General features: G+C 45.2%; 15 protein-coding genes. 9 read left to right on the forward strand and 6 right to left on the reverse strand.

Annotated features, from left to right (window positions below; translation table 11 throughout):
* From QUB52_RS20130 to QUB52_RS20150, 5 genes are all read left to right on the forward strand, one after another.
* Window positions 1-361: tetratricopeptide repeat protein (locus QUB52_RS20130; RefSeq protein WP_332974565.1), on the forward strand; the 361-nt coding region annotated here is incomplete at its 5' end.
* Window positions 362-627: 266 nt separating this feature from the next.
* Window positions 628-1,935, forward strand: coding sequence for a TldD/PmbA family protein (locus QUB52_RS20135; RefSeq protein WP_332967068.1), 1,308 nt, complete (start codon window positions 628-630; stop codon window positions 1,933-1,935).
* Window positions 1,936-2,153: 218 nt separating this feature from the next.
* Window positions 2,154-2,981 carry a DUF3153 domain-containing protein gene (locus tag QUB52_RS20140; RefSeq protein ID WP_265235846.1) on the forward strand — a complete coding sequence of 276 codons (828 nt, stop codon included), beginning with the start codon at window positions 2,154-2,156 and terminating at the stop codon, window positions 2,979-2,981.
* A gap of 468 nt (window positions 2,982-3,449) precedes the next feature.
* Complete coding sequence (locus QUB52_RS20145; protein ID WP_265235845.1) at window positions 3,450-4,256, forward strand: segregation/condensation protein A; 807 nt, start codon at window positions 3,450-3,452, stop codon at window positions 4,254-4,256.
* A 313-nt stretch (window positions 4,257-4,569) separates the two neighbouring features.
* Window positions 4,570-5,739: an NDP-sugar synthase gene (locus QUB52_RS20150; protein ID WP_265235844.1), complete on the forward strand. Its 1,170-nt coding sequence runs from the start codon at window positions 4,570-4,572 to the stop codon at window positions 5,737-5,739.
* Between the two features lie 220 nt (window positions 5,740-5,959).
* Here the strand turns inward: QUB52_RS20150 and speA are convergent, their stop codons facing one another.
* The 3 genes from speA to QUB52_RS20165 form a co-directional block, all read right to left on the reverse strand.
* Window positions 5,960-7,969 carry a biosynthetic arginine decarboxylase gene (gene speA / locus QUB52_RS20155; protein WP_332967070.1) on the reverse strand — a complete coding sequence of 670 codons (2,010 nt, stop codon included), beginning with the start codon at window positions 7,967-7,969 and terminating at the stop codon, window positions 5,960-5,962.
* 167 nt (window positions 7,970-8,136) lie between these two features.
* The gene (locus QUB52_RS20160; protein ID WP_332967072.1) at window positions 8,137-9,279 is read right to left on the reverse strand and encodes a helix-turn-helix domain-containing protein; all 1,143 of its coding nucleotides are present in this window, start codon (window positions 9,277-9,279) and stop codon (window positions 8,137-8,139) included.
* 137 nt (window positions 9,280-9,416) lie between these two features.
* Window positions 9,417-10,010, reverse strand: a complete 594-nt coding sequence (locus QUB52_RS20165; protein WP_265235841.1) for a DUF3611 family protein — start codon at window positions 10,008-10,010, stop codon at window positions 9,417-9,419.
* 165 nt (window positions 10,011-10,175) lie between these two features.
* On the opposite strand from QUB52_RS20165, the gene QUB52_RS20170 reads away from it, so the two are divergent.
* The 4 genes from QUB52_RS20170 to QUB52_RS20185 all read left to right on the forward strand — a co-directional run bounded on the left by QUB52_RS20170 (window position 10,176) and on the right by QUB52_RS20185 (window position 11,539).
* Complete coding sequence (locus QUB52_RS20170) at window positions 10,176-10,346, forward strand: hypothetical protein (protein WP_265235840.1); 171 nt, start codon at window positions 10,176-10,178, stop codon at window positions 10,344-10,346.
* A 158-nt stretch (window positions 10,347-10,504) separates the two neighbouring features.
* Complete coding sequence (locus QUB52_RS20175) at window positions 10,505-10,663, forward strand: hypothetical protein (RefSeq protein WP_265235839.1); 159 nt, start codon at window positions 10,505-10,507, stop codon at window positions 10,661-10,663.
* 35 nt (window positions 10,664-10,698) lie between these two features.
* Window positions 10,699-10,995, forward strand: a complete 297-nt coding sequence (locus tag QUB52_RS20180; RefSeq protein WP_265235838.1) for a hypothetical protein — start codon at window positions 10,699-10,701, stop codon at window positions 10,993-10,995.
* A 115-nt stretch (window positions 10,996-11,110) separates the two neighbouring features.
* Entirely contained in the window at window positions 11,111-11,539 is a 429-nt protein-coding gene (locus tag QUB52_RS20185; RefSeq protein ID WP_265235837.1) for a heavy metal-responsive transcriptional regulator, read from the forward strand.
* A 441-nt stretch (window positions 11,540-11,980) separates the two neighbouring features.
* On the opposite strand, the gene QUB52_RS20190 is transcribed toward QUB52_RS20185, so the two are convergent.
* The 3 genes from QUB52_RS20190 to QUB52_RS20200 all read right to left on the reverse strand — a co-directional run bounded on the left by QUB52_RS20190 (window position 11,981) and on the right by QUB52_RS20200 (window position 17,540).
* Window positions 11,981-12,904 carry a spermidine synthase gene (locus tag QUB52_RS20190; RefSeq protein WP_332974567.1) on the reverse strand — a complete coding sequence of 308 codons (924 nt, stop codon included), beginning with the start codon at window positions 12,902-12,904 and terminating at the stop codon, window positions 11,981-11,983.
* 125 nt (window positions 12,905-13,029) lie between these two features.
* On the reverse strand, window positions 13,030-13,905 hold the full coding sequence (locus tag QUB52_RS20195) for a DMT family transporter (RefSeq protein WP_332974569.1): 876 nt from the start codon (window positions 13,903-13,905) through the stop codon (window positions 13,030-13,032).
* Window positions 13,906-14,186: 281 nt separating this feature from the next.
* Window positions 14,187-17,540, reverse strand: a complete 3,354-nt coding sequence (locus tag QUB52_RS20200; protein ID WP_332976251.1) for a hypothetical protein — start codon at window positions 17,538-17,540, stop codon at window positions 14,187-14,189.
* Between the last annotated feature and the right edge of the window lie 116 nt (window positions 17,541-17,656).

The raw sequence follows: 17,656 nt of genomic DNA on the forward strand, positions 1-17,656 counted from the left end.
AGAAAAGGCGATCGCATTTTATCAACAATCTCTCGAACTTCAGGAAAAAATTGGCAATGTTCAAGGGAAAGCTGCTACTTTGCACTGTCTAGCAATAATCTATGCGAATCAAGGGGATGTAGAAAAGGCGATCGCATTTTATCAACAATCTCTCGAACTTCAGGAAAAAATTGGCAATGTTCAAGGGAAAGCTGCTAGTTTCGCAATGCTTGGACAGTTGTTAGCAGATGAGAAGGGAGATTTTGACAAAGCTTTGAATTATTTGCAGCAATCTTTAGAGATTTTACAGCATTTGCGATCGCCTGATGCCGAGACAGTGAAACGCATTATTGCTAGAATTCAGGCGGGGGCGGGTTTATGAGATTATCGATTATGGGCAATTATTGCTGGCATCGCCCTACAAAATTTAACATCATACAAGTCCGAATCAAACAGAAATGATCTGATCTCAAATCAGGTAGCATCGTCCTGTATTCATCTCTCAATACTCTTCCTCTGTGTCCTCTGCGCTCTCTGCGGTTAAATCATTCCGATGCAATTCCTCCAAATTTTGCGAAAAAACCCAGTTTCCGCCCACACCCAAAATCGCTAAAATAGAACAAAGACCAAACCAGAAAGGCGATTATTGTGAGCGATTCCACCATAGAACAGATATTGAAATTGGCAAGTCAGCGAGCTGATGCTGCTGAAGTATACTACCTGTCGAGTCAAGACACGCCGATCGAATTTGAGAACAATCGCCTCAAATCCCTGCAAACCAAAGCACTGCAAGGCGTAGCACTCCGGCTGATTTACAAAGGCAAAATCGGCTTTGCTAGTTCCACAGACTTAACCCGGATAGACGACTTAGTAGATGCAGCGATTCAAACAGCCGAAATCGGCGACCCCGCAGAATTTGAACTCGCCTCCAACTTCCATCTAAAAGGCCCGGAAACCACCTACACTCCGCCCACAACCCAAGAATTAGTCGAAAACGGCAAAAACCTCATCGAGCAAGTTCACGCCTACAATCCCGATATTATGGTAGATGTAGGCTTTCACGTCCGCAGCGGCCGGGTGAAAATTGCCACGACGCGCGACGTGTATGCCGAAAGAAGCAGCCAAATAGTCAGCGGGACGATCGCAGGCAACTTGGTAGTAGGAGAAGACTTTATGCAAGCATACAGTTATGATGTCGCGCGCGATCGACCCCTGGACACCAACAGTATCCTCCAATCACTCCTCGAAAAATACCGCCTCGCCGAACATCCAGCCAGCATCACCAGCGGTTCCTACCCAGTCTTATTTACCCCCAGAGCCGCCGCCAGCACATTAGGAAGCCTATTTGATACCATCCTGTCAGGTCAAACAGTAGTCCAAAAAGCCTCTCCCCTAGCCGACAAAATCGGCGAAACCTTATTTGACGAACGCTTCACCTTTTTTGAAGACCCAACTTTGGGCCCTTCCGCCTGTCCCTTCGACGACGAAGGTACACCAACCACCCGCAAAACCTTGATTGACAAAGGTACCGTCGCCGGATTTTATTGGGATCGTAGATGGGCCGCCCGCGCTGGTGTACAATCAACCGGCAACGGTTTTCGTGGCGGATTGTCTCGCCCAGGCCCAGATTTGACTAACTTCTGCATTTCCCCAGGAAATACCAGCACCCAAGACTTGATTGCTAGCATGGACGAAGGCCTGATAATAGAGCAAGTTTTAGGTGCCGGCCAATCCAATCAGTTAGCTGGCGAATTTTCTGTCAACTTGGACTTAGGCTATAAAGTAGAAAAAGGCAAAATTGTCGGTCGCGTCAAGAATACAATGGTGGCAGGCAGCATTTTTGAAGCCTTTAAAAATTTGGCAGATTTAAGCAGCGAAGCCGAATGGGTAGGCGGTGCAGCATATTTGCCGAGTATGCTGTTTCAACAGTTGGGTGTAGCTTCGAGGCAATCTTAAATAGTTGACAATTGACAGTTGACAGTTGACAGTTGAATGAGTTCTTCAGTCCTCTTGAGATGACTTCAGCTTTGAGGCAGGGGTTTCAACCCTTGCCGGACTATTGGTTGTACCTTAAACAGTTGACAGTTGACAGTTGACAGTTGACAGTTGACAGTTGAATGAGTTCTTCAGGTTTTTAGAAGCGGTTTAAAGGTAAAAATAGGAAAAAAGGTAAAATGAAGCAGGAAATTGTCAAGGATGGAACTGGGAAGAGGAAAAAAAAGTTTTTCTTTCTTTTACCTTTTGTCTTGTGTCTTTTAACTCTAGTGACTGGCTGTGTTCAGTACGATGTCGGAGTTAACTTTGAGAGTCAAACTCGCGGCGAAATCGTGCAGCACATTAAACTCGGGGAAAGGTTGACGAGTTTCAGCAGCGAAACCGTTCGAGATTGGTTGAAAAGCGTAGAACAGCGGGTGAGATTGCTGGATGGAAAAACTAAACGGCTTTCCGAGACAGAAGTTATGGTGACTATTCCTTTTAATAATGGAGCCGAGTTAGAAGACAAGTTCAACCAATTCTACAATCCGATCGCACAAACCAACAAATCTCGCGTCGCAAGTCCCCTAGAAACAGATTTACCCAAGTTTGAATCTCACCTGAATGTCAAGCAGAATAATTTGTTATTGGTGCTGCGCAATCGGTTGAGCTTGGAATTGGATTTGCGCTCACTTTCTCTGCTTTCCTCAAACGGCAGTCCGCTGCTGAGTCCGGGGGGACTTTTGGAGCTAGACTTTAGCTTGAACACGCCTTGGGGTGCCGAAAATATTGAAACTACTGTCGCCGGTGCGCTGGTTCCCCAAAGCTATCAGCAGGGAAAGCAGTTAGTTTGGAAGCTGAAGCCGGGGGAACTTAACTATTTGGAGGCGACATTCTGGATTCCCAGTCCCGTAGGCATTGGGGCGCTGATTATTGCCTTATTTGTAGCGGCAGGTATTGCTGTGAAATATCAAATATTGCCAGCGCTGGGAATTAGCAAAAAACCGCAAAACATCAGCCAAACCTAAAAAGGATATGTTCGCTCCAGGGCGGGTTCGCGGTTCAATAAACTCTCAAAGTTCCCATAAACCCGCCCCTCGAATATTATCGTTCATTGACCAGATTTGATATTATCAAAAAAAACTGGGAGCCTCTGCAAAAAAAGTTGACAAATGGCAAATAATTTGCATAACCGGAATTGAGAATTAGGAACAGAAAATGCGAGTATTAAACTTCTTTTTCATCTTTCTGATTTGCTGGACTCTAGTATTATTCAGCATCGAAAATACAGAGCCGACTACCGTTCAAATTATCAGAAAATTGGGTTTTAAACCCAATTTTCTGATCAAGCCGAAGTAGAAGCCAAACCACCTTTGTTAGAAAGTGCAGATTCGACTGAGGTCAAGACTGCTGAAATGAGTACCAATTAAGTTGATATGCTCTCTCGTTTTCGGAGAGTACAAATCTAAAATATAAAATATAAAACATAAAATCGAATGGCTGTTTCCAGAGATCAAAATGGTTTAGAAACTATTTCTGAGGGGATCGCAATTTTAATTGACTTAGCAGAACGGGGAGAAATCGATCCTTGGGACGTTAAAGTCATTGAAGTGTTTGATCGATGTTTGAGCCAACTCACCAACGCCTCCGATGCCGATCAAAGTTCGGATTTCTCCGATTTGTCCCACTCCGGCCAAGCGTTTTTGTACGCTTCAATGCTGGTTTTGCTCAAAGCAGAAAGTATTGTCCTCTCAGAACCCCCGCCAAATCCCGAATTGGACGAAGCCGCCCTCGAAGACGCAGAACGAGGGCGAAATTTGCCGCAGCATCTGGAGCGGCAATTGCGCCGTCGCGGTGTAGCTCAACTGCCACAAAAACGCCCGGTGACTCTCCCAGAACTGATCGAGCAGTTGCAGTTGATGAAAGCTGCAATGGAGCAGACAGTTGCTCCCCGGCGCCGCCCGACCTCAAAAATGCGATCGCAAGCAGCCCAGGCTATATTTGAGCTGGCTCACCAAGAAAATCTCGTGGAAACGGCTAATGAACTCGATCAGTTTCTCGCCCAGCGCGGCTCAGAAATTGACGAGGGTTGGCTCGAATTGGACAAATTGCTGGAACTCTGGCATCATAACGGTTTGCATTCCTCTGTTGACCATCAGCCCCCGCTATCGACTGGGGAAGTTCCCTTGCCCAATTATGACCGCGTGGGTGTTTTTTGGGCGCTGTTGCTGCTGTCGGCTCAGTCTAAAGTAGAGTTGCTTCAAGAGGAGTTTTATCAAGACCTCAAAATCAGGGCGCTGTGAGCTTGGATGTGCATCAGATAGGCTTCCGGGGCGGGTTGACCGGTCTCTGGAACTCTTGACAGATATCCGGGCGAACCCGTCCCTAGCGCAATGTACCTGCATTCACCCTGACTTGATATTATTTCTGATTTCTGATTCCTGGTTGGTTAAATCCAGGCAAACAGGCAAATTGGGCATAAATGATTGATAGCCTGGTACGATGTCGCCTATAAACAGGTCAGGATTTTGCTGCGATCGCCATCGATGCGATCGCAACCGCTAGCATCTAATTGTTGAGTTGATATCAATTAACAGAGGGTTGAGGAAGTTAAGAATGAAAGCGATGATTCTGGCGGCAGGTAAAGGCACTCGCGTCCGTCCCATTACTCAGACAATACCCAAACCGATGATTCCCATCCTGCAAAAGCCTGTGATGGAGTTCTTGGTAGAATTGCTCCGCCAGCACGGATTTGACCAGATTATGGTCAATGTTTCCCACCTCGCAGATGTGATTGAAAACTACTTCCGTGACGGTCAAAAGTTTGGGGTACAAATTGGCTATTCTTTTGAAGGGCGAATTGAGGACGGAGAACTGATTGGAGAGGCTCTCGGTTCCGCTGGCGGCATGAGGCGAATTCAGGACTTCTCGCCGTTTTTTGACGATACTTTTGTGGTGCTGTGCGGCGATGCTTTGATTGACTTGGACTTGACTGCTGCTGTGAAGTGGCATCGGGAAAAAGGGGCGATCGCTACTATTGTGATGAAATCAGTTCCCCGCGAGCAGGTTCCTAGTTACGGAGTTGTGGTAACAGACGATTCTGGCAAAATTAAAGATTTCCAAGAAAAACCTTCTGTAGAGGAAGCTCTGAGTACCGACATTAACACTGGTATTTATATTTTTGAACCGGAAATATTCAATTACATCCCTTCGGGTGAGGAATACGATATCGGTTCGCAGTTATTCCCGGCCCTAGTAGCAGCAGGAGCGCCTTTTTACGGGATTAGCATGGACTTTGAGTGGGTGGATATCGGAAAAGTTCCTGACTATTGGCGGGCTATTCAGAGCGTGCTGTTGGGAGAAATCAAAAATGTTTCGATTCCGGGAATTGAAGTGCGCCCGGGTATTTACGCTGGTTTGAATGTAGCTGTGAACTGGGACAAAGTTGATATTACCGGGCCTGTTTACATTGGCGGGATGACGAAAATTGAAGACGGAGCAAAAATTGTCGGCCCGACAATGATCGGCCCAAATTGTTGGCTTTGCAGCGGGGCGACTGTGGAAAACAGCGTGATTTTTGAGTATTCCCGTTTGGGGCCGGAGGTGCGGTTGGTTGACAAACTGGTGTTCGGGCGCTACTGCGTTGATAAAACCGGGGCTTCGATCGATTTGCAAGCGGCGGCTCTCGATTGGCTGATTACTGACGCTCGCCAAGTTTTACCAACTGTACATGGAGAAGAGCAGCGGACGATCGCACAAATTCTCAGCGACACTGGTGGTGAATAATTGGTAATTGCTAATTGGTAATTGCTAATTGGTAAATTTCTCCTTTTGCACTCTACCTCATCCAAGGTCATTAGTCATCAGTTGTCAACTAATGACTAATGACCTTGGATGAGGTTCGCGATCGGGGACAGCACTCCTAATGACAACTGTCAACTGTCAACTGTCAACTGTCAACTGTCAACTGTCAACTGTCAACTGCCAACTGTCAACTGTCAACTGACTAGGACTGCAAATAAGTATATTGACTGAGACTCCGCTCGTAATTTTGCAGCAAAAGTTGGGCCTCGGAAAGAGTAATTTTATTTTGCTGCAAAGCTGCTTCTGTCTGACGGCGGATGCTTTCAACCAAACTTTCTGCATCATATTGTACGTAGCTGAGAACTTCTTTCATAGTGTCCCCTTTCACAACGTGTTCGATATGATAGCCAGAAGGCGTTAGCTGAATGTGAACTGTATTTGCATCGCCGAATAAGTTGTGAAGATTGCCCATAATTTCTTGATAAGCACCTCCCAAAAATAGCGCCAAATAGTAAGGTTCTCCGGGTTTGAGAGTATGCAGCTCCAAAACCGACTTGACATCTCGTAAATCGATAAATTGGTCAATTTTGCCGTCGCTGTCGCAGGTGAGATCAGCTAAAATTCCTCGTTGAGTCGGTTCTTCGTCGAGTCGGTTAATTGGCATAATTGGGAACAATTGGTTAATTGCCCAACTATCTGGTACTGACTGAAAAACAGATAAGTTGATGTAATAAATGGACGCCATCACCTTTTCTAGGTCTTCCAAATCGTCCGGTACGTAGTCTTTTTGCCGCGCGATTGTCTGTATTTTATCGCAGCAAGCCCAGTACAACTGTTCGGTTTTTGCCCGTTCCGCAATTCCCAAATAGCCTAAGTTAAATAAACTGATTGCTTCTTCCTTGAATTGGATAGCATCGTGATAGACTTCTTGGTAATTTTCGGGAGTGATAGATTGATAAATTTCGTAGAGATTGCGCGGAATTTGGTGTGCGTTTTCGTCTACTGGTTCTGGTACTTCTCTGGGGACATCGCTAGTACCGAGTACGTCAAAAACTAAGACTGATTGGTGAGATGCGATCGCCCGCCCGCTTTCACTAATGATAATTGGCACCGGCAGTTTCCGCTCATCGCAGGCATCTTTAACTCCCGCCACTACGTCGTTTGCGTAGTTTTGCATATTGTAGTTTTTGGAAGCGTGGAAGTTGGTTTTAGAGCCGTCGTAGTCAACGCCGAGCCCGCCACCTACGTCCAAGTAGTTCATGTTAGCTCCCAATTTCGCTAATTCTACATAGATGTGGCTGGCTTCCCGAATGGCGTCTTTGATGACGCTAATTGAGGAAATTTGAGAGCCGATGTGGAAGTGCAGTAACTGCAAACAGTCGAGCATTCCAGCTTTTTCTAGTTCCCCGACGGCGCGGATAATTTCAGGAATTGTCAAGCCAAATTTTGCCCGATCGCCCGTGGAACCTCCCCAGCGGCCAATACCTTTGGTAGTGAGTTTGGCTCGCACCCCCAAAATCGGTTTAATTCCTAATGCTTTACTCGCTGCGATTGCGAGTTCTACTTCCTCAATTTGCTCCAGCACAATCACGGAAGTTTGCCCTAGCCGCTGAGCCAAAATTGCGGTTTCGATGTATTCGCGGTCTTTGTAACCGTTGCAAATTAACAAAGCGCCTGGGGTTTTTAAGGTCGCCAAAGCGATCATTAATTCTGGTTTCGAGCCGGCTTCTAGTCCGAAGTGATGGGGTTGACCGAAACGCACCAAGTCTTGAATTAATTGTCGGTGCTGGTTGCATTTGACTGGAAAGACACCGCGATAGACGTTTTTGTAATTGTAGCGGGCGATCGCTCTGGCAAAACAGGAATTTAGGCGATCGATCCGATCTTCCAAAATATCAGAGAATCGAATCAGCAGGGGCAAAGCCAAATTTCGCTGTTTGAGCGATTCTACCAGTTCGCACAAGTCGAGGGAACCGCCGCGATCGCCCTTGGGAGAGACTGTAACGTGACCGGCGGCATTGATCGAAAAATAGGGTTCGCCCCAACCTTGAATGCGGTATAGTTTCTCGCTATCTTCTATTGTCCAAGATTTTTGTGGCAGTTGAGAAGCGGCTACCAAAGCACTGTGCGATACAGCCAAACTCGTGACTGTTTGTGGCTGAGTCGATAGCGGATCGAGATCGGAGGAAGCAACGGTGGCAGGGGAACTCATTTTCTCGGAAACCTCGAAATGACTGGTCAAATAGATAGTTTATCGCACATATTGGGTTTCCTGATGTAATTGAAAATTCACTTTGGGGACACGATTGGGGGATTTGAGATTTTGAAACTTGGCCTGTGCCTAGAGTGTTGTCGGGCGATCGATCGCCCAACAACACTCTAACCAAAAATCACCTCCGGCGGAGCCATGTCAGCCCCCATAATCATTCCTCCGTGACTGTTAGACTTCTTCAAACCCGGTTGAGGTGTCGGGGCTTGGCTTTTCGGAGACGGTGCAACTGAGGCTGGCGGTGTCACCTGCGTTGGAGGTGCTGCATTTGCCCCCGGCACCACGGGTTGCTGCGACAGCCAACCTACACCTCCTATCGCCCCCGCCATCAAAGCGGTGTAGCCGATGTACAAATGCACTGGACGCATTTGAAAGCCTTCGTCTGACTGTGAGTTGGAAATAGACAAATATGTGCTAGAAATGTCGCTCGGAGCGGGTTTGGGCAAAGCATTCGCCATCGCGGTGCCGTCTAGCCCCAAAGCGTCGCCGAGTCTGCGGATAAAACCTCTAACGTAAATATCTTGGGGCAGTTTCTCCATTTCCCCATTTTCGATTGATTCGATGTGGTGCAGCGGGACGAGAGTTTGACTGTGGAGTTGCTGGAGGGATAGCGATCGAACTTGCCGCCCCTTGCGCAATTCTCTGCCCAACTCCTGCAAGCACTCTTCTCGCTGTTGAACTGCCATTACTGCTGCTTCTTCGTTGGTGAGTTTTTTAGGTTTCTTGGGAAAACCGAACCCTGGCAAGGATTTGGCGGGGCTGATGACAGTTGCAGTTGCAGCCGACTCGACTTGAATTTCGTCTTGGGGCGCTGGTTTGTTGTCTTCTAAAGTGTTAGACTCTCGATCGCAATTTTCAGTATCGGACTCGGTGTTAGAAGGCGCTTCGACACTAGCACTGCGCCAATAGAAAACAGGAGCATCTACTGGTGGCTCTAATTCTTTAACAGAGGGTGCGGCGCCAATTGCAGTCGCCAAACTTTCTTGGGCAACTTGTATTTCCGTTTTGTTTGGTTTAGGAAACCGATCGAATGCGAGCTTAACGGCTTCTCTGCTAACTGCTCTAATTAAAATTTCGGCAGCGGAGGCTGCTTCACCCAACATCGTTTGCAAGCTAGCTAGAGCTTGGCTGTAGGTGTCGCTACAGAGGAGTTCAGCTTCTATTAGACCGAGGACAGAACGAAAACTTTCTTGAGAAATTTCAATAGTTGCGTGATCTGTCACCCCAAAATAAGCCTCGGGTTTCAGTGCCATGATGTTTATGTTGTCTTGCTAGAAGGTATCTGAGTACGTTCTTCTAAAGCTTGGCAGTGATTCCGGATGTCAGTTGGGGGAGAGGGGGAGAGTCGCAATTACCAATTCCCAATTCCCAATTCCCAATTCCCGATTTTCTATTGCTTGTGGATGCGATCGAGCAACCAAAGAGCACCGATAATCCCGACAAAGTGGGCAACAGTGGCGTGAGTATTGGCTAGTACCACAAATATGTCTAAAGGCTGAATAAATCTGCTGAAATCGACTGCCGCACCGAACAAAGCTTGCGGCTGAGCTAAAGATTTGGCTAAAAGCGTGCCACTGATTGCCTCTGCACCGATCAGTGTCAGGAGCATTCCTGATAAGTTGCTGATCAGAGTTAACTGCACTTGTTTGATGGTGTCTGCTTTTTTGGGGCGGACTGTATTGGCGGCGGGCGATCGCAATTCTCTCGACAAGCGGGTGAAGCGGAAAGCGCGATATACGCTGTAAACCAGCACTGCCAGCCCGCAAAGGGCAAAAAATACGCCGCCGCCGGTGCCGGCACTGGTTGAACTCCCAGGGGCGGTGGCGCTGGGGATAGCGAAGGGGATGGCAAAGAGCAAAATGATCGTCGCCACCACCGCCAGCACTGACTGCACCCAGAAGCACACCCAGCCTGCTGTACGAAGGGCAAAGGCAACTCGCTGTGCGGCTACCGGAAGCTTATCGTTATCTAACTGATTAGTCATATTTTGAGCGGATATAATTGAGTGGCTTTAATTGGCAGCAGTTTTTTGAGCGGGGACGGTTGACGGTGGTTAACCCTCCTTATAATAGAAGCAGAAATGTTTAAGATTTGTAACTAACATTCGATTTCACATTTGAATAGCGTCGATCGCAAGGTATCCAAAGCAATGGCACAACTACAACCCACCGTCACTCCCAAACTGGAACAACCAAAGTTTGGCTTCAACAGCTACGCGGAACGCCTGAACGGTAGAGCCGCGATGATCGGTTTTTCCCTAACTTTAATTATCGAGTATGTCACAGGGCAGGGGTTGCTGGCCTGGTTAGGTCTCAACTAATCTTAGCAATGGCGCGGTCAGCCTCACACTCAATGCTGACCAGGCAACAGTGGGTGTCACCTCTGCTGACCGCGACACGTGCAATTGATTAGAATATTAATTAGGAACCAGCCCAACGGCTTGTCTGTCGAGAGATCTAAGTTCGCCGAAGGCAATAGTTGGCTTGTGGAGGTGTATTTGGGGCAAATATTTTGATTGGACAAGCTTGGCAATTTGACCGTGCTCCCGTACAATTCCGCACAGGCGAGAATATAAATTTAGGTTCAGCTAGTTTCAAGACTAGAAATCCCGATCGCACCGCCAACTCTAATTTTTAGAGCTTGCAAATAAATATAGAACAGAGTAAAACCAAATGAATGCTTCGTGGACGCGACTTTTGAGGTCTGCTTACCGTAAAGAGCCAATTACCAGCTTTATTGTGACGGTGGGCGTTGTCGATGCAGCGATCGGCAGTATCGGTGCCAGCGGCTCTTTATTCGCTTTTGGGCTGGGTACTGCTGGGGTGGCGATCGCCCTCCGCTGGTGGCAAATTTACCGCTCTGGAGCCGAACAACCCGCACCTGCGGCCGAATACTATCTTCCTCCTCAGTCTTCTCGACCTCAGTTGCCCACGCTCAACAACGTGTCCAAGAAAAATCCTCCTTATTAAGATTAGCGGGCAACGGCGACTCGGTGAGGTGGCGATCGCGCCAGCCTGCATCTGAGGCAATACTAAAAGATAGGATCAAAAAAGTCTTTCGATCTTCGATCTTTGAGGCTTGGTTATGAATATTAATGTTGCCGACAAACTCTACAAAATTGGCTCTGTAGCGGGTTGTAGCGGTTTATCGGTAAAAACTGTTCGTTACTATGAGGAGATGGGCTTGCTGTCTCCGGCGGTAGAGCGCTCGCCGGCTGGTTATCGCTTGTTTAGGGAAGCGGTATTCAACAGGTTGGCGTTTATTAAACGATCTCAGGCTCTCGGTTTGAGCCTTCAGGAGATTAAGGATATTTTACAGGTTCGCGATCGGGGAGAGTTGCCTTGCTCTGAAGCAAAGCAGCATCTAACGGCGAAGGTAGAGGCAATTTCCGGGCAAATTGCAGCGTTAGAAACTTTGAAAGGGGAGTTGCAAGGTATTCTGAACCGCTGGCAAGAGCAACCCTCACCCGCGAGCATTACTCGCACGATTTGTCCGAACATTCAGCGGGATTGAGCAACGGCAGGAAGATACAAAAAAAGGGAAGGAATTATCGGTTTCCTTCCCTTGCTGTTTTGGTTTGTGGTTTTGAGCCTTTAACTTTTTCCGTAGAGTTTGCTGTTGCTTTTTGAGCTGTCGAGCTCTAGCCGAGCCGCCTTTGCCTTTGGAGTTTCTGCCCTCGCTTCGAGGAGACTCCCAACTTTTTAGTCTCATGTTTTTATTTGTTAGCACTACTTCCATTATAAATTACCACAATTTTAGTGTCAAGTAGTTGGTTTAACCAATTTCAAAAATTAATGCAATATATGTACAGTACGTCGCCATCGCTCGTACTAAAAACATAGCGAAAATCTCATGACGACGCACAAGCGAAAATATTGAACGATACAACCCTCCATTTCACTTCGCTTAAACCTTGTGTGATAGCAAGATTTTTTATGGCTTGGTATATTGCGCTCAGTCCAAATATTCCCTCGGAATTACAGCATCTGTAAAAATTGGCAGCGTTTCCCAAATTTTCACCCATTCCGGCAATTCAGCTACTTTTTTGAGCTGAAGCGACATTTCTATTAAGGAAAAATCTAAATTGTGGAAATCTTGAATAAGTTCGGCTTTCAAGAAAATTTCATTTCTAGCTAAATCTGGAGCATTCGTGGCGAACGCAATGCTGTTACCAGCGTCTAAATTACATATATAAACTTGTGCGAACACAGTTTGAATCGTTTTCACCGCTGCCGCATTAAACTCTTGTTTGTGGAACAGGTGAATAGCTACAACACCCGTATTTGATAAGTGAGTTTGGCAGAGTTGGTAAAATTCTTGTGTCACCAATTGATAGGGCATATAGCCGCTGCCAAAACCAGCATCCACAATAATTATATCATTTTTTATAGTGGGATTTTGTGCGGCGAGATATTGACGACCATCTTGAATAGCTACTTTTAGTTTGTCATCGAATTGAATGCCAAAAAACTTTTGAGCAACTTCGACTACTGTGGCGTCAATCTCAGCAGATTCGACTATCGCGTCAGGGAAAGAGGAGTGAAAATATCTGGGAAGAGTGCCACCGCCAAAGCCAATTATATAAATATTTTTTGGTTGATTTTTCCATAATAATGCTAGCAGCATTGATCGGGAATATGGAAAGATTAATTTGAGTGGATTGTTGAGATCTAGAATTGATTGAGCAACACTTGTACTCAAAGTTTCTCTGTCTACCAAAACCATAAGTAAGCATGATTTGTCTTTTTTTACTGCTACAATGCTATCGCCGGAATCTTGTTGAAATATGATGCCATCTGGCTGTTGTTGGAGCCAGTTAATTTGTTGGTAGGCAACTGCTAAATTGTTAACTTGCCGCTCGCCTGGAGCATAATTCATACTATTTTAAATTTGAAGATTACTGGCGAGTATCGTGATTGGGGGCTGATATATAGTTTTATTCTTGTTGGGAAGTTGTATCAAGTATAAAATCTGAAACTTAAAATCTCAAATTTCAAATAGCATCACCTTAAACCTAATAATAGCGCGATTCCGGCGATCGCAAAAACCACGCCCACAACAGCCCGGAGACTAACCTTTTCGCCCGCGAGTACGACTAAAGGCAGTATAAATAGGGGACTGGTAGAACTCAGTGCTTGAGCGATGGCTGCGGGTGCATATTTCAGCGAAGTCTGTTGCAGGTAAATTCCGAGATAGGTTCCTAAAAAAGCTGCTAAAATTATTGCACCTAATATTTTTGGCGCTTTTAATTGTTGGAAAGTGTCAAGGTTTGTGGGGTTGAGGAAGCACAGCATAACTGCCATACCGCCGCTCAAACGCAAGGCCGCTGTCCACAAGGGGTCAATATCTATTTGAGTGAAGGCGGCGCGGGATAAAACTGCTCCTCCGGCGTGGGCTGTTTGTCCTAATAAACTAATGCCTAATCCCTGCCAAAGATGTTTGGATGGTAAGGTTGTTTCGGCGGTTCTTTCGGCAATTACCCAAGCTACACCGCAGATTGTTAAAAGGATACCTGTACAAGCAATGGGCGATAGCTTTTCTTGTAAAAATATGAAGCCGAATAATGCTGTTAAAGGGGGAGATAGGGTTTCTAAAAGCAGCGCTCGTCTTGCACCTAAATATTTTAAGACAATAAACCAAGCAGTGTCTCCCATGCCAATTCCTAATGCGCCGCTGATGAGCAGCATTGCTAAAATATTGGGGTTGACTGCTGGTAAGGATTTGCCTAAAATTAGTATAGTGGCGAGGAGCATGAAAAGTGCGATCGCACCTTTGACCAAGTTTAATACGACTGCGGGGATTTGCTGTCCGACTCGCTGCCAAATTGTGGAAGATAGGGCCCAGACAAATGCAGCACCTAAAGCGGCAATTTCACCCATAAAATCTGTTGACGGTTAACGGTTGACTGTTGACTGTTGTTACCAATTGCCCACTCCCTATTCCCCATTCCCCATTCCCCATTCCCCATGCCCCATGCCATATAAATTAGGGTTCCCGGTGGCCTACCTGGAACCCTAGATTTATTAAGCTTTTTTAGCAGTGGGCGGTGAACATAAATCAATACCATCATGTCCGAATAGAGCAACGAAGCAATTCGCTTGCGGTTTGGGATGGCTTCGTTCCTTTCTTCGGACACCCAATATATATGTCTACCTACTGATTAACGTTGTGGTAATTGCGGAGGTTGCATAGGTTGAAATTGTGACCGCATATCTGTTCTTACCCAAGAAGCAAAACGATCGGGACGAACGCATTCAGCATTATCTAATTCGTCTTTGAGTTTATTGGCGAAAGATTCAAACATTTCCACTAAAGCCTGACGATCTGTTAAGCAACCTTGGAGAGCAATAAGTTGTTCCAGCGTCCAGTTATACAGTTGAGTGTCCCCTTGTTCAATGCGTAAATAGAACTGATTCTCAAACTGTGCAAGATTAGAGTAGAAGTTCTCAACTTCTGACTTAATCAAGTTCATGTCCAGGTAGAATTGTTGCTGTCTCAATTCTGCAAAAATCGTATTTTTGAGGTTCTGCGTGAAGTTTTGGTTCAGCTCCTGATTGACGAGAGTAGAGACATCATTACGGAAGTTGAGAATCTTGTTATCCAAGCTAGTATTAATGCGATTGTCAAGATCGTTGACAATACTAGTAGTCACTAACTGCACGTTGTGATTGCTAGATTGATTAACAACCGTACTGATGCGTTGATCCATGTTAGCTTCAATCTGCTGAATGACCAGATTTTTAATGTTTTGGCTTTGGTCAGCAATTTTGAGATTAACTACCGCATTAATCCGCTGATCCATGTCGTGTTGAATTTGCTGAACAATTTGAGTGTTAATATCTTGAGAGAGATTAGAAACTTTGAGGTTCACGACATTATCGATGCGTTGATCGATGTAGGTTTGCATTTGCTGAATCACCAGATTCTTCACATTCTGGGTTTGATCAGAAATCTTGATGCTCACCACATTCTCAACACGCTGATCAATATTATGTTGGAGTTGCTGAATTACCTGATTAGTGATCTCTTGAGATTGATTCGCGATTTGGACATTAACGGAGTTACTAATGCGCTGATCAATATCAGCCGACATTTGATTAATTACCTGGGTATTAATCTCTGTAGACTGATTGGCAATTTTGATGTTAACTGCATTCTCAATCCGTTGATCGAGTTCAGTTTGCATTTGCTGAACTACGAGGTTCTTAACTTCTTGAGTCTGATTAGATACTTTGAGATTAACGACGGACTCAACACGCTCATTGAGTTCGGTTTGCATTTGTTGGAGCACTAAGTTTTTAATCTCTAGGGTTTGTTCAGAGATTCTTAAATTCACCTGCTCACTAACAATGCGGGGGATTCGGGAAATAAATAAGTCGTTGAGATTTTTGTTGAAGTGCGCCGACCAATTGTGGAAATTCTGATTAAAACTAACTTCCATTTGTTGGGTAACAGTCTTCAGCATAAACTCCAGCCGTGCTACCTTCATCCCTAAGTCTTTAGCTTGAGTTTGATAGCCTTTAAGCAGCCATTTTTCCAAATTGTCCCAATAAGCTTCTTTTTTCTCGTTCGGGTCACCTGTTACTGTGATGGAAGTATTGATTTGGGCTGCCATTTGCTGCCACATTTCTTCCATCTGAGCTTGGTCAAAACTGAAGTTAGGTCCACTGCTAATAGTGATATTTTCATTACCAGAGCTAGAGCTACCACCAGAGCTAAATCCTGTACTACTAGAGCTACCACCAGAGCTAAATCCTGTACTACTAGAGCTACCACCAGAGCTAAATCCTGTACTACTAGAGCTACCACCAGAGCTAAATCCTGTACTACTAGAGCTAGTTGTACCATCACCCACTACACTAACAGTGCTTCCGCTGCTGCCCATACCAGCTTTTACTGGTAACTTTGCATATTCTTGGGCTACTTCTACATCACTGATGTTGTTGATTTCTAAAACAACTTGCCCTTCGTTATCTTCTATGTAGGTATCAAAAAAGAAGCCGGAGATGGTTGTTTTTTGTTTGACTTCAAAAATAACTTCATCTTTGAAGCCATTTAAGGAACACCAACTTTCGCTAAGTTCAATTCCTGTCAACTTGGAGATAAATTTTCCCCCTTGAATCAACAGTAAGGCCCAAGGTTCTAATTGGAAATTTTTTGCTTCTGCTCCATAAGTGGCATTGCTTTCCCGAATCTTGACGCGATAGTTTCCTGGGGCTAACTCGATAGAATTAGCATTGGCTTTTTTAAGATTTGAGAGAGAATTGCTATCAAGCGGATAGCAGTTTGTCTTGCTATCAACGGTTAAAGTTTGGGGATTCTGTTGATTGCCAGTGATTGAAACAGTGACTTCTCCTTGATTATCAGCACTATAGATATCAAAGAATAAAGCACAGACTACAGCTTTTTCTTTGATATCTAACTGCAATTTGTCGTTATTGCCGTTTAAAGTGGCCCAAGTTCCACCTGTCTCAACACCTGTCTTTGTGTTGATAAAGGTACTGCCATCAAGTCCATAAATCCAGAGAAAAACAAAAGGCTCACCGACGGTATCGGCACTATAACTGTAGCTACCACTGGTAATTTGGATGTCAAAAGTTCCTTTGTCTAATGTCAGAGACTTAGCAACATTTTGTTGCAAGTTATTCATCTGATCGGTATTGATAAGGTAACAGTTTTCTTTGGTATCAATTGTTAACAGTTTCATAGTTTCCTCACGAGTTGTAGTAGTTGTTTGTGCCGCTTGTGTAGCTTCAGTGTTAACTTTTGGAGTGATGGTTGCGATCGCTTCTGCTGCTGGTTGATAAAGTGCAATTCCTGCCCAACGACCGCTAGGCTTGGTTTGAGCCACTAATGTGCCTTTACCTGTCTGGGTATTAATGCGGATTAATTGACCGTCTTTTCCCAAGTTAAAAAATCTGCCCGTAACGCCATAAAGGACATTGCCAACAAATTCCATACTACCAATACCAGGAAATCCGGTATCACCAATCGTTTTAACTTCGCTAGTATCGAGATTGCATCTAGCAAGTAATTTCTTCTTTTGGTAACCAATTAATGTGATATATGCTATGCCATTGCTATCAAAGGCAACTTCACCACAGTTGTAGTCTTTATTAGCTATGGTAGCTACTGGTGTACCTTTTCCTGTTTTGATATCAATGGCAATCAGTTGTTTAGCTGTGCTGGCATAAAGGGTTTGACGTTGGGCATTATAAGCCAAGCCGGCTGTAGCAAAGCCCGTATCCCCAATCACAATCGTATCGCCCGTTTTGATGTCTATTTTAACGAGCTGCGTTGTGCCGCCTTCTTGCTCAATGCCATAGAGTTGTGAATCAACAAAGGCAATATCATACACTTCTGTAATGATCTCACCGATGAATGTTGCTTTACCTGTGGCTAAATCAAGAGTATACAGTTTACTTAACTGATTCGAGACACAATCTTGGATATAAACTGTGCCTGGAACGATAGCTAAATCCACAGAAGGTATATTGCTTGCCTGATTACTCATCTTTTTCTGTTTTTATTACCTAAAAAAGCAGATGAAAGTAATAGTGCGGTTGCTCACCAGTTATTTCAACTGAATTTTGGAAAATACTCGGCTAGCAACGACAGCCACCAGCAAGG

The sequence above is a fragment of the Microcoleus sp. A6-C6 genome (assembly GCF_036705955.1).
In the GTDB taxonomy this organism is placed as follows: domain Bacteria; phylum Cyanobacteriota; class Cyanobacteriia; order Cyanobacteriales; family Microcoleaceae; genus Microcoleus.